At 66.5% G+C, this 12,025-nt stretch carries 13 protein-coding genes and 1 tRNA gene; 5 read left to right on the forward strand and 9 right to left on the reverse strand.

The window, feature by feature from the left end:
* Positions 1–159: 159 nt before the first annotated feature.
* The 6 genes from BWR19_17360 to BWR19_17385 form a co-directional block, all read right to left on the reverse strand.
* Positions 160–1,683, reverse strand: coding sequence for a murein biosynthesis integral membrane protein MurJ (locus tag BWR19_17360; GenBank protein APX94552.1), 1,524 nt, complete (start codon positions 1,681–1,683; stop codon positions 160–162).
* A 167-nt stretch (positions 1,684–1,850) separates the two neighbouring features.
* Positions 1,851–2,117: a 30S ribosomal protein S20 gene (locus BWR19_17365; GenBank protein ID APX94553.1), complete on the reverse strand. Its 267-nt coding sequence runs from the start codon at positions 2,115–2,117 to the stop codon at positions 1,851–1,853.
* A 190-nt stretch (positions 2,118–2,307) separates the two neighbouring features.
* A complete protein-coding gene (locus BWR19_17370) occupies positions 2,308–3,447 on the reverse strand; it encodes a glutamate 5-kinase (protein APX95088.1) in 1,140 nt (379 codons plus the stop codon).
* A 51-nt stretch (positions 3,448–3,498) separates the two neighbouring features.
* Positions 3,499–4,686, reverse strand: coding sequence for a GTPase ObgE (gene obgE, locus BWR19_17375; GenBank protein APX94554.1), 1,188 nt, complete (start codon positions 4,684–4,686; stop codon positions 3,499–3,501).
* 86 nt (positions 4,687–4,772) lie between these two features.
* Positions 4,773–5,030 (reverse strand): 50S ribosomal protein L27, encoded by a 258-nt coding sequence (locus BWR19_17380; GenBank protein ID APX94555.1) that lies wholly within the window; start codon positions 5,028–5,030, stop codon positions 4,773–4,775.
* A gap of 35 nt (positions 5,031–5,065) precedes the next feature.
* The gene (locus tag BWR19_17385) at positions 5,066–5,377 is read right to left on the reverse strand and encodes a 50S ribosomal protein L21 (GenBank protein APX94556.1); all 312 of its coding nucleotides are present in this window, start codon (positions 5,375–5,377) and stop codon (positions 5,066–5,068) included.
* Positions 5,378–5,633: 256 nt separating this feature from the next.
* Between BWR19_17385 and BWR19_17390 the strand changes: the two genes are divergently transcribed.
* From BWR19_17390 to BWR19_17405, 4 genes are all read left to right on the forward strand, one after another.
* The gene (locus BWR19_17390) at positions 5,634–6,608 is read left to right on the forward strand and encodes an octaprenyl diphosphate synthase (protein ID APX94557.1); all 975 of its coding nucleotides are present in this window, start codon (positions 5,634–5,636) and stop codon (positions 6,606–6,608) included.
* A 73-nt stretch (positions 6,609–6,681) separates the two neighbouring features.
* A tRNA-Pro gene (locus BWR19_17395) sits at positions 6,682–6,758 on the forward strand.
* An 86-nt stretch (positions 6,759–6,844) separates the two neighbouring features.
* Positions 6,845–7,252 carry a hypothetical protein gene (locus BWR19_17400; GenBank protein ID APX94558.1) on the forward strand — a complete coding sequence of 136 codons (408 nt, stop codon included), beginning with the start codon at positions 6,845–6,847 and terminating at the stop codon, positions 7,250–7,252.
* Entirely contained in the window at positions 7,242–7,652 is a 411-nt protein-coding gene (locus BWR19_17405; protein APX94559.1) for a toxin-antitoxin antitoxin component, read from the forward strand. The genes BWR19_17400 and BWR19_17405 overlap by 11 nt, the downstream gene beginning before the upstream one ends.
* 9 nt (positions 7,653–7,661) lie before the next feature.
* On the opposite strand, the gene BWR19_17410 is transcribed toward BWR19_17405, so the two are convergent.
* The 3 genes from BWR19_17410 to BWR19_17420 form a co-directional block, all read right to left on the reverse strand.
* A complete protein-coding gene (locus tag BWR19_17410; GenBank protein APX94560.1) occupies positions 7,662–9,305 on the reverse strand; it encodes a choline dehydrogenase in 1,644 nt (547 codons plus the stop codon).
* A gap of 9 nt (positions 9,306–9,314) precedes the next feature.
* Positions 9,315–10,544, reverse strand: coding sequence for an MFS transporter (locus tag BWR19_17415; protein APX94561.1), 1,230 nt, complete (start codon positions 10,542–10,544; stop codon positions 9,315–9,317).
* A gap of 195 nt (positions 10,545–10,739) precedes the next feature.
* On the reverse strand, positions 10,740–10,967 hold the full coding sequence (locus BWR19_17420; GenBank protein APX94562.1) for a hypothetical protein: 228 nt from the start codon (positions 10,965–10,967) through the stop codon (positions 10,740–10,742).
* 135 nt (positions 10,968–11,102) lie between these two features.
* Between BWR19_17420 and BWR19_17425 the strand changes: the two genes are divergently transcribed.
* The gene (locus BWR19_17425) at positions 11,103–11,903 is read left to right on the forward strand and encodes a redoxin (GenBank protein ID APX94563.1); all 801 of its coding nucleotides are present in this window, start codon (positions 11,103–11,105) and stop codon (positions 11,901–11,903) included.
* The last annotated feature ends 122 nt before the right edge of the window (positions 11,904–12,025 follow it).

Raw genomic sequence — 12,025 nt, forward strand, 5'->3', positions numbered from 1 at the left:
AGCCCACGATATAGCTCGGGACTGATCCGTCGGCAGGCCTACGAGGAGGCGCTGTGAACCCGTCCCTGGGCGCTACCTACGCCATCCATGGCGTAGAACCTCCTCTTCGACCTGCCGCCGGCGTCCCTCACCTATGGCTATCTCGATAACGTCAACCGCTTAGCCGTTCAACTTGAACTGGCTGGGCCGCACGCCCAGCGCCAGCAGCCAGGCGAAATAGGCCCCGGCGCCGGCCACTACCAGGGTCGCCAGCCAGCCCACTCGCGTCCACACGCCCCAGCCAAGCCAGGCCTGCCAGTCCGGCGCCAACCCCCACAGCAGCGCGCCCATCACCGCACAGCCGCCACCCAGCTGCAGCGCGAAACGGCCCCAGCCGGGCTGGAACGTCAGCACCCCTTCGCGGTGCAGCAGATAGCCCAGCAGCCCGGCGTTCATGAACGCCGACAGCGCCGTCGCCAGTGCCAGGCCGGCATGCGCCAGCGGCCAGATCAGGATCAGGTTGAAGACCATGTTGGCGACCATGGCGATGATCCCCACCTTGACCGGGGTCTTGGTGTTCTGGCGAGCGAAGAAGCCCGGCGCCAGCACCTTGATCAGCATGAAGGCGACCAGCCCCAGCGAGTAGGCGCGCAGGCTCATCGCCGCCATACGGATATCGTGTTCGGTCATGGCGCCATAGTGAAACAGCGAGATCAACAGCGGCTCGGCCAGCAGCACCAGCGCCAGCGCCGCCGGCAGCCCCAGCAGCAGCACCGCGCGGATCGCCCAGTCGAGCATTCGCGAAAAATGCTGCGGCGACTGCTCGGCGTGGCGCTTGGAGAGCGCCGGCAGGATCACCGTGCCGATGGCGATGCCGAACACCCCCAGCGGCAGCTCCACCAGGCGGTCGGAGTAGTAGAGCCAGGAGACGCTGCCCGGCGTCAGCAGCGAGGCCAGCACGGTATCCAGCAGCAGGTTGATCTGCGATACCGAGACCCCGAACAGAGCCGGCGCCATCAGCAGCAGGATACGCTTGACGCCGCTGTGGGCGAAGTTCGGCCACGGCCGCGGCATCAGCCCCAGGCGCACCAGAAACGGCACCTGGAAGGCTAGCTGCGCCATGCCGGCGATCAGCACCCCCCAGGCCAGCGCCATGGCCGGCTCGCTCATCAGCGGCGTCAGCAGCACCGCCGCGCCGATCAGCGACAGGTTGAGCAGCACCGGCGTGAAGGCCGGGATGGCGAAGCGGTTCCAGGTGTTGAGCACGCTGCCGGAGAAGGCGGTCAGCGAGATCAACAGCAGGTAGGGGAAGGTCAGCCGCAGCATGTCGGCGGTCAGCGCCAGCTTGTCCGGGTCGCGCCCGAAGCCCGGGGCAAACACCCACACCAGCCAGGGCGCGGCGAACATCGCCAGCGCAGTGATCAGCAGCAGTATCACCGCCAGGCTGCCGGCCACCGCATCGAGCAGCTCGCGCACCTCCTCGCGGGTCTTGCGGGTGGCATACTCCGACAATACCGGGATAAAGGCCTGGTTGAAGGCGCCCTCGGCAAACAGCCGACGCATGAAGTTGGGGATCTTGAAGGCGACGAAGAAGGCATCGGCGCCGTTGCCGGCGCCGAACAGCGCCGCCACCACCACGTCGCGGGCCAGCCCCATGACCCGCGACAGCATGGTCATGGCGCTGACGATCAGCCCCGAGCGCATCAGCCCGGCGCGCGCCGGCGGCCGTCCAGTCGCGGCGGAAACGGGGGGCTCGCGTTGAGATGTGGGGTCGTCGTTGGCCACGTCGAGGCGTCACTTCCAGGGCGGATTAAGGGAACCAGGCACAAAAAAACCGGCCGCAGCCGGTTTTTTTGCAGAAAGCGTCCGGCTTACGCAGCCAGCGCCTTAATTCGCTTGTTCAAGCGGCTCTTCATGCGTGCCGCCTTCTTCTTGGACAGCACGTCCTTGTCGGCGATGCGGTCGATGACCGGCTGCGCCTGCTTGAAGGCGTCCATGGCCTGGGCGTGATCACCGCCGTTGATGGCCTTGATGACGCGCTTGACGTAGGTGCGGACCATGCTGCGCTGGCTGGCCTTGAGTACGCGACGGCTCTCGGCCTGACGGGCGCGCTTGCGGGCTTGCTTGCTGTTAGCCACTTACTGTCTCCTTGGAGAATTATTTCACCGACTTTCGGTAACTAGTTGACCAAGCTGGGATTATGCTACCACTCCCAACCGGTTTGGCCGTACTGGGTTGCACTCAACCACCGGGCCGTGTCTGAGAGGATGGCATATCCTATCATGCTGCAGACCCACTTGCTACTGCGAAACCCGCACGGCACGGGCCTCACAGCACCACCAGGTTGTCGCGATGGATCAGCTCCGGGGCTTCCATGTAACCGAGTAGGGCCTCGATCTGGTGGCTCGGCTTGCCGAGCAGGCGTGCGGCATCCTCGGCGCCGTAGTTGACCAGCCCCTTGGCGACCCGCTCGCCGTGCTCATCGACGCACACCACCATATCGCCGCGCACGAAGCTGCCGCTGACCGCGGTCACCCCCACCGGCAGCAGGCTCGAGCCGCGCCCGCGCAGCACCTTGACCGCCCCGGCATCCAGGGTCAGGCTGCCGCGCACCTGCAGCTGCCCGGCCAGCCAGCGCTTGCGCGCGGCAATCGGCGCCTGCTCGGGGCGCAGCAGGGTACCCAGTCGCTCGCCCTCGATCAGCCGCGTCAGTACCTCAGGCTGGCGACCGCTGGCGATCGCCGTGACCGCGCCGGAGCGCGCCGCCAGCTTGGCCGCCAGCACCTTGGTGGTCATGCCGCCACGGCCCAGCGCGCCGCCGTCCCCGGCCATTGCCGCTAGCGCCGGATCACCGGCGCGGCCCTCGTGAATCAGCTGGGCGGTCGGGTCGTGGCGCGGATCGGCGTCGAACAACCCCTCCTGGTCGGTGAGAATCACCAGCGCATCCGCTTCGAGCAGGTTGGCGACCAGCGCGCCGAGGGTGTCGTTGTCGCCGAAGCGGATCTCGTCGGTGACCACGGTGTCGTTCTCGTTGACCACCGGCACCACGCGCAGGTCGACCAGGGTACGCAGCGCCGAGCGCGCATTGAGGTAGCGCTTGCGATTGGAGAGGTCGTCGTGGGTCAGCAGGATCTGCGCAGTGAGCAGGCCGTGGCGGGCGAAGTGGCCCTCGTAGCACTCGGTTAGGCCGTTCTGGCCCACCGCGGCGGCGGCCTGCAGCTCATGCACCGCCGAGGGCCGCGCCTGCCAGCCCAGGCGCACCATGCCTGCCGCTACCGCGCCGGACGACACCAGCACCACCTCGATACCGCGGCGATGCAGCTCGGCGATCTGGTCCACCCAGCCGCCGATAGCCGGCTCGTCGAGGCCACGGCCGTCGTTGGTCAGCAGCGCGCTGCCGATCTTGACCACCACGCGGCGGGCGCCGCTCAGCGCCTCCCGCCCCGGCGTCTGCTGGTTGCTTTCCACTTGGCTCTCCAAGGCGATCATCCTTTAACTCAGAGAAACGGCACGGGCGCGCTACTGCACGTACTCCACTTCGACATCATAATCATCGTCATCGAAGTCGTCGTCATCGTCATCCACCCGCTTGCGCTTGCGGCCCAGCCGCGCCTCGGTGCGCGCCACCGACTCGGCCTCCATGCGCGCACGCATCTCACGCTCGCGCTCGGCGGCGGCCTCGTCTTCGTTCTCGAGGCGGCGCTGCTCGGTCAGCCAGCGGTGCGCGGCCTGCACCAGCGCCTCGGTGCCGTCGCCGGAAATGGCCGAGATGCGATACACCGGCCCGTCCCAGGCGAGGCGCGCGAGAATCGCCTCGGCAGCGGCTTCACGCTCCTCCTCGGGCAGCAGGTCGAACTTGTTGAGCACCAGCCAGCGCGGCCGTTCTGCCAGCGCCGGCGAGAACTGCTCGAGCTCATGCACGATCGCCTCGGCGGCCTCCACCGGATCGGATTCGTCGAACGGCGCCACATCGATCACGTGGAACAGCAGCCGAGTGCGAGTCAGGTGCTTGAGGAAGCGCAGCCCCAGGCCGGCCCCATCCGAGGCGCCCTCGATCAACCCCGGCACATCGGCCATCACGAAGTGCTCGTGCATGCCGAGCTTCACTACCCCGAGGTTGGGCACCAGGGTAGTGAAAGGGTAGTTGGCGACCTTGGGCTTGGCGGCGGAGACCGAGCGGATCAGCGTCGACTTGCCGGCATTGGGCATGCCCAGCAGGCCGACGTCGGCCATCACCTTCATCTCCAGGCGCAGGTTGCGCCGCTCGCCCTCGGTGCCCGGCGTGGTGCGCCGAGGGGCGCGATTGGTCGACGACTTGAAGTGGATGTTACCCAGCCCGCGGCGGCCGCCCTGGGCGACCAGCACCACCTGGCCGATCTCGGTGACGTCGGCGATCACCTCGAGGGTGTCCTCATCGATCACCGTGGTGCCCACCGGCACCTTGACGTGCAGATCCTCGCCGGCCTTGCCGCTCATCTGACGGCCCATGCCACCCTGGCCGTTCTGGGCCTTGTAGAAGCGCTGATACTTGAAATCGATCAGGGTATTCAGCGCATCGTCACCGATCAGGTAGACACTGCCGCCGTGGCCGCCATCGCCGCCGTCCGGGCCACCCTTGGGCACGTATTTCTCACGGCGGAAGCTCAGGCAGCCGTTGCCGCCGTTGCCGGCTTCGGCGATGATCGAGGCTTCGTCGACGAACTGCATGTTTCACTCTCCTGACGGGCATGGCCGTCATGATACGCAAAAGGCCCCGCCGTGGCGGGGCCTTTTACAGCAAGCTCATAGCGCTCTCAGGCAGAGACGACGCTAACGAACTTACGGTTTTTCGGACCCTTGGTCTCGAACTTGATCACGCCATCGCTCAGGGCGAACAGGGTGTGATCACGGCCGAGGCCGACGCCAGTGCCGGCGTGGAACTTAGTGCCGCGCTGACGCACGATGATGTTACCAGCTGTCACTACCTGGCCACCAAACAGCTTGACGCCAAGGCGTTTGGATTCGGAATCGCGGCCGTTGCGCGTGGAGCCGGCTGCCTTCTTATGAGCCATTGCAAATACCTCGCTCTATCAGGGGGCGTGTCCGCTTAGGCGGAGATCCCGGTGATCTTGACTTCAGTGAACCACTGACGGTGGCCCTGACGCTTCATGTGGTGCTTGCGGCGACGGAACTTGATGATGGTCACCTTGTCGCCACGGCCGTGGGACACGACCTCCGCAGAGACCTTGGCACCCTCGACCAGCGGCGCGCCGACCTTGGTATCGTCGCCATCGCCGACCAGCAGCACCTGGTCGAATTCCAGCGTTTCACCGGTGGCGATTTCCAGCTTCTCGAGTTTCAGGGTCTGGCCTTCCTGAACGCGGTACTGCTTGCCACCGCTCTTGATAACTGCATACATGTCTAGACTCTCCAAACACTCATCGGGGTTGTGCTCTTCATCGGCCTGCGGCGAGTGGCGCCCCTTTCGGCAGCCATCTGACAGGGAGCATGATGAGTCGGGTCGCGGATTATAGCCGCCTGGTCACGACGACACAAGGCCCAGGATCGCCCCCATCCCTCGCTTGACGCCCCCATGGGGCGCCCATAGCATAGCCCTCAACCCAAGGTCGGCCCGCCCCGGGCGACAGGCCCCACCTCTTACAAGCAGCGCGCCCATGCAGCCGACAGCATCGCCCCTTCACGCGGCGGTGGCCGAGGATTTCGCCGCCGTCGACCGCACCATCCTGGCCCAGCTCTCCTCACGAGTGCCGCTGGTCGAGTCCATCGCCGGCTATATCGTCGAGAGCGGTGGCAAGCGGCTGCGCCCGCTGCTGGTGCTGCTCGCCGCCCGCGCCCTGGGCTACGCCGGTGACAAGCACATCACCCTGGCCACGCTGATCGAGTTCATGCACACCTCGACGCTGCTGCACGACGACGTGGTCGACGAGTCGCACATGCGTCGCGGCAAGGCCACCGCCAACGACGCCTGGGGCAATGCCCCCTCGGTGCTGGTCGGCGACTTCCTCTATTCGCGCTCGTTCCAGATGATGGTCGAGGTCGGCTCGATGCGGATCATGGAGGTACTCTCGGCAGCGACCTGCACCATCGCCGAGGGCGAGGTGCTGCAGCTGACCAACGTCGGCAACCCCGATATCGACGAGGCCGCCTACTTCGACACCATCCAGGGCAAGACCGCGATGCTGTTCGAGGCCGCCAGCCACAGCGGGGCGATCATCGCCGCGGCCGATGCCGAGCAGGAAGCCGCCCTGCAGCACTACGGCCGCTACCTGGGACTCGCCTTCCAACTGGTCGACGACCTGCTCGACTACCAGGGCGACGCCACGGCAATGGGCAAGAATGTCGGCGACGATCTCGCCGAGGGCAAGCCGACCCTGCCGCTGATCTACGCCATGCGCGAGGGCACCCCGGCGCAGGCCAAGCTGATTCGCCAGGCGATCCGCCAGGGCGGCCTCGAGCGCCTCGACGAGGTGCTGGCGATCGTCGATCAGACCGGCGCGCTGACCTACACGCGCCAGCGCGCCGAGGAGATGGCCGCCAAGGCCCTCGAGCAGCTCGAACACCTGCCGCCGAGCCGCTATCGTGACAGCATGGCGGAGCTGGCAAGACGCGCCGTGGAGCGCGACACTTGAGCCGCCCCGGCACTTGCATCACGGCACAAAATCCGTATACTTCCGCATCGTTGAGGCGCTAGCCCAACCGCGTCGGAGCGTAGCTCAGCTTGGTAGAGCGCTGCCTTCGGGAGGCAGAGGTCGTAGGTTCGAATCCTGTCGCTCCGACCAAAGAATCCCCTAACGCCCTGCGATCACTCGCGGGGCGTTTTCGTTGTGCTAATCTGGCCACTCCACGCCGCTGCCGGAGCGACTACATGCTGACGGTTGCCCACCAACAGACGTTAACCACCCTGCTACGCCAGGCGCTACCCTCACTGCAGGCCGTCTACCTGTTCGGCAGCCAGGCCAGCGGGCAGGCCCGGCATGACAGCGACACCGACCTCGCCATCCTGCTCCCCAGGCCAGCAGACGCCGAAACACTCTGGCACCTCGGTGACGAACTCGCCGGCGCGCTCGGGCAGGATGTCGACCTGGTCGACCTGCGCCAGGCCAGTACCGTGATGCGGCACCAAGTCATTACTCATGGCACCCGCCTATGGCAGCGCGACCAGGCCGCGGACGAATTCGAGCTCAGCTGTTTGAGCGAATACTGGGACCTACAGATCATGCGCCGTGGCATTCTCTCCGATATTCGCCAGCGAGGCAGTGTCTATGGCCGATGACGTGTTGCTCAACAAGGCAGCCACCATCGAGCGCTGCGTGGCTCGCGCCGAGCAGGAGTACCAAACCGCGGGTGCAGGATTCGCCCAGGATTTTACTCGCCAGGATGCCGCCATTCTCAACCTGCAGCGCGCCTGTGAGGCGGCCATCGACGGCGGCTCTCACCTGGTTCGCCGCCAGGCCTTGGGCGCACCGCAGAGCGCCCGCGATGTCTTCGACTTGCTGGTTGCCGCAGGGCAGCTCGACGCTGCGCTTGGCGACGTGCTGAAGCGCATGACGGGATTTCGCAATATTTCGGTGCACGACTACCAGAAGGTTCAGATCCCGATCGTTGTCGCCATCATCACCAAGCATAGCGACGACTTGCTGAGTTTCGCCCGGCGGCTGATCGAACTGAGCTGAGTTTGTCCGTCACTCCCCTGCCAAGATCCAGCGCGCCGCCTTCTCGGCAATCATCAGCGTCGGTGAATTGGTGTTGCCGCTGGTGATGGTCGGCATCACGCTGGCGTCCACCACCCGCAAACCGTCGACGCCGTGCACCCGCAGGTGTGAATCGACCACCGCCATGGGGTCCTCGGCGCGGCCCATCTTCGCAGTACCTACCGGATGGAAGATGGTGGTGCCGATGTCGCCGGCCAGCCGCGCCAGGTCCTCGTCGCTCTGGTATTCGACGCCGGGCTTGACCTCCTCCGGCTGATACTTGGCAAAGGCCGGCTGCTCGGCGATGCGCCGGGTGACCCGCAGCGAATCCGCCGCCACCTTGCGATCCTCTTCGGTGCTCAGATAGTTGGGCGCAATGGCCGGGGCCTGCCGCGGGTCGGCGCTCTTGATGCGCACCGTGCCACGGCTGGTGGGGTTGAGATTGCAGACGCTGGCGGTGATCGCCGGGAAGTCATGCAGCGGCTGGCCGAAGGCCGGCAGGCTGAGCGGCTGAACATGATATTCGAGATTGGGGTGGCGATAGTCGGCGCTGCTGCGGGTGAAGGCGCACAGCTGCGACGGCGCCATGCTCATCGGGCCGGTGCGGTGGAGCAGATACTCCAGACCGATCCTGGCCTTGCCCAGCCAGCTCGCCGCCAGGGTATTGAGGGTCTTGGCGCCGCTGACCCGATAGACCGAGCGGATCTGCAGATGGTCCTGCAGGTTCTCCCCCACCCCCGGCAGTTCGCGCACCACAGGAATGTCATGCGCGGCGAGCAGCTCTGACGGGCCGATGCCGGAGAGCTGCAGCAGCTGCGGCGAACCGACGGCACCGGCCGAGAGAATCACCTCACGGCCGGCGCGGGCCAGCACCTCTTCGCCGTTGCGCGCGACGCGCACCCCGCTGCAGCGCGGCTTATCCCCCTCGCTAAACGCCAGCCCCAGCACCTGGCTGGAGTGCCAGAGGGTCAGGTTATCGCGCTTTTCGACGCCGCGCAGGAAGGCCTTGGAGGTGTTCCAGCGCCAGCCGCCCCGCTGGTTGACCTCGAAGTAATCGACGCCTTCGTTGTCGCCGCGGTTGAAGTCGTCGGTGCGCGGAATCCCCGCCTCCACCGCCGCCGCGGCGAAGTCGTCGAGCACCTCCCAGCTCAGGCGCTGCTTCTCGACCCGCCACTCGCCGCCGTGGCCGTGAAAGTCGCGGTGGCCGGCATCGGCGTCGCCGCCTGCATCCAGGCGCTGGTGATCCTCATGCTTGATGAAATCCGGCAGGCAGTTCTCCCAGCGCCAGGCATCGTCGCCCAGCGCCTCGGCCCAGCCGTCGTAATCGCGGGCCTGGCCGCGGATATACAGCATGCCGTTGATGCTCGAGCAGCCGCCCAGGGTCTTGCCGCGCGGGTAGATCAGCGAACGGCCGTTGAGCCCCGGGTCCGGCTCGGTACGAAACAGCCAGTCGGTGCGCGGGTTGTCGATGCAGTAGAGATAGCCCACCGGGATATGAATCCAGTGGTAGTTGTCGCGTCCCCCGGCCTCGATCAGCAGCACCCGGTTGGCCGGGTCGGCGCTCAGGCGGTTGGCCAGCAGGCAGCCGGCGGTGCCGGCGCCTACCACGATGTAGTCGAATGTCTGTTCTGCCATGCCACTCCCTCAAGTCGTAGTCGTATCGACGGTTGGCAGCCACCAGGCGACGATGCCCAGCAGCGGCAAATAGGCACAAAGCCGATAGACGGTCTCGATACTGGTCTGGTCGGCCAGATACCCCAGCAGCGCGGCGGCAATACCGGCCATGCCGAAGGCAAGACCGAAGAACAGCCCCGAGATAAGCCCGATGCGGCCAGGCACCAGCTCCTGGGCGTAGACCACGATCGCCGAGAATGCCGATGCCAGCACCACGCCGATGATGACCACCAGTACCGCGGTCCACCACAGCCCAACATGGGGCAGCAGCAGCGTGAAAGGCGCCACGCCGAGAATTGACGCCCAGATGACCCGCTTGCGTCCAATGCGGTCGCCCACCGGCCCGCCGATCAAGGTACCGACCGCCACCGCCGCGAGAAACAGGAACAGGTACAGCTGCGCAGCGGGAATCGAGAGCCCGAAGCGCTCCATCAGGTAGAAGGTGAAATAGTTGTTGAGGCTAGCCAGGTAGAAATACTTGGAGAGAATCAGCACCCCGAGCACCGCCAGCGCCTGCCCTACCCGCCGCCGCGTGACACGGCCACCGCCGCGCAGGCTGGCGGGTCGGCCGCGGGTGGTCGCCGCCAGGGCCGCGCGGTGTTCGCGATACCACTGCCCCACGCGCCACAGCACCAGCATCGCCACCAGTGCTGCCAATGCCAGCCAGGCGACGCTGGCTTGACCGTGGGGGATGATCACCAGAGCCGCGAGCAGCGGCCCCAGCGCCGAGCCGGCATTGCCGCCGACCTGGAACAGCGACTGGGCCAGCCCATGCCGGCTGCCCGAAGCCATGCGTGCCACTCGGGAAGCCTCGGGGTGAAAAATGGCCGACCCGGTGCCCACCAGCACCGCGGCCAGCAGCAGAAAGTAGAAGCTCGGCGCCACCGCCAGCAGCAGCAGGCCGAGCAGCGTGAAACCCATGCCGGCGATAAGTGAAAAGGGCAGCGGCCGGCGGTCGGTATACCAGCCTACGCCCGGCTGCAGCAGCGAGGCCGAGAGCTGATAGCAGAGCGTGATCAGTCCAATCTGGGCAAAACTCAGCGAAAAGCTCACCTGCAGCAGCGGATAGATCGCCAGCAGGATCGACTGGATGGTGTCGTTGACCAGATGCGCCAAGCTGATGCCGCCGAGCACCGTGAAGCTGGTCATCGTCACCAGACTCGGCTCGCCAGCCACCGTATTCGACCGCCCTGGACGCATATTGCTCTCCCGAATGGTGCCCCCCCAGCGCCTACCAAAGCGCCATCCCACGCCAGCTAAAGCCTACAGGCGTTGTTCAGGTCGACCAAGCCATCTGGCTGTTGGCCCAGGGGGCGGCGCCGGCAGCAGGCAGCCGACCAGCAGCGCTGTCAGAACGAGGCGCGCGCCGGGGGTGGCGCGACCAATCACCGCAGGTCACTCGTCATGCTGCTCCGCCACCTGCTGCTTGCGGCGCTTGTTGCGCCGGTAGAGCCGCGCCAGCGCAATGCCCAGCGCCACGGCCACCATCAGCGCCAGGGTCACGCCCTGCCAGGGCCGCGCGGCATCGCCGAGCAGCGTTTCCAGGGTGATGATGACGATGAAGCCGAGTGCCTGGCTGGCGATCGCCAGGGCGCGCAGAATATCGAAGGCAGGCTTAGCCATGTGCAGCTCCGGGGGTGACAGTCGAGCAATGCAACAGTACGCTTCTAGCGCACGATGCTGCGCGGCCATAGTGTAACAGTGGCCGCTCGTCGTCGCTGCCCCCTGCCGCTGTCCTGACCTGTTGGAGCCCGCCGGATGGATGCCATCGCCATTGGCCCAGTGCTGCTTTCCCTGCCCCGCCTGTATGCCTTCGGCGCGGGCCTGATATTGCTGTTGGCGAGCCTGGTGCTGCTTGGCCTGCCCAAGGGCGCCCACGCCCGCTGGTTCAACACCCTGGTGATCGTGTGGCTGGTCGCCGCGCGGCTCGGCCACGTGCTCACTCACCCCGAGGCCTATGCTGCCGCGCCGCTGGACATCGTCAAGTTCTGGCAACCCGGCTTCCACGGCCTGTGGGGGCTGCTGGCGGCGCTTATCTGGACCGCCTGGGCGCTGCGCGAGCACCTGATCAAGATGCTCGGTGGCATGGCGCTGGTGATCGGCAGCTCGGCGCTGTGGCTTGCGGTGGTCACCGTCTCGCCGCTGGGTGGCGAGATCGCCCTGCGCGAACTGCCCGACCTGACCCTGGATAACCTCGACGGCGAGCCGGTCACCCTCAGCGAGATCCAGGACGAGCTGGTGATCGTCAACCTGTGGGCCACCTGGTGTCCGCCGTGCCTGCGCGAGATGCCGCTGCTGGTCGAGGCCGACCAGCGCGACGGTGTCAGCGTGGTGATCGCCAACCAGGGCGAGGACCTGATGCAGGCCATGCGCTACCTCGACGAGCAGGGCTTCGAGCTCAGCTATCCGCTGCTCGACCCGCACCAGGAGCTGACCGTGCTCACCGAGTCACCGGGGCTGCCCACCACCCTGCTGTTCGACGCCGACGGTCGCGTCCTCGAACAGCACATCGGCGAGCTCTCCCGCGCCCAGCTCGACGGCTGGCTCAACCGCCACTAGCACCCGGGTGATGGCACACCGGGCACGATCAGCGCTTAAGTGCCGCGCCAGTTTCCGTTACCATACCGCGCCCCGCCGGCGTCGTTGGCCCACCGCCACGACAGCGGGGCGCGTTTTCGTTG

Source organism: Halomonas sp. 1513 (assembly GCA_001971685.1).
Classification (GTDB): domain Bacteria; phylum Pseudomonadota; class Gammaproteobacteria; order Pseudomonadales; family Halomonadaceae; genus Franzmannia.